Annotated in this window: 1 protein-coding gene; it reads right to left on the bottom strand. The window is 35.3% G+C overall.

Annotated elements, in window-relative coordinates; all coding sequences use genetic code 11:
- Positions 1–501: glycosyltransferase family 2 protein (locus E3E37_RS10885; RefSeq protein WP_167717360.1), on the bottom strand; the 501-nt coding region annotated here is incomplete at both ends.

The following is a 501-nucleotide window of genomic DNA, read 5'->3' on the forward strand; positions in this document are numbered from 1 at the left end:
GTAATGAGGGAAGCATTAGTAAAAGTTCCTTCCAGCTTAGGTACTTCCTTAAAATTATATACCTTCCTTTCTCCAAATGATAAATCTTCTTTGGGGGAACTTTAAGCTCATAATCATGATATACTATTGAAGTTGGCACATACAAAATCTTAAATCCCTTGGCATGAGCCCTCCAAGAAAATTCTGCATCTTCCATGTATGTTAAAAAGTCTTCATCAAAACCACCAAACTCTAAATAGTCCTTCCTTCTCATAGCAAAGCAAGCTCCAGATAAACCGCTCAAGTATTCAAATTCATTAAACTTTTCAGGACTTTCATTTAGACCTCTGGTAAAGGTTAACCCAGTAAAGTGATCTATATTCCCACAAGTGTTTATTTTAGAGCCATCGTAAGTCAAAATCTTTGGAGTGGTGATCAATTTTTCTTCCTTTTCTAAAGGCTTTAAAAGCTCTTCAAGCCAGTTTTTCTCAACTTTTGTGTCAGGGTTCAAGATAACAACAT

This window comes from Thermococcus sp. ES12, assembly GCF_012027515.1.
Classification (GTDB): Archaea; Methanobacteriota_B; Thermococci; order Thermococcales; family Thermococcaceae; genus Thermococcus; species Thermococcus barossii.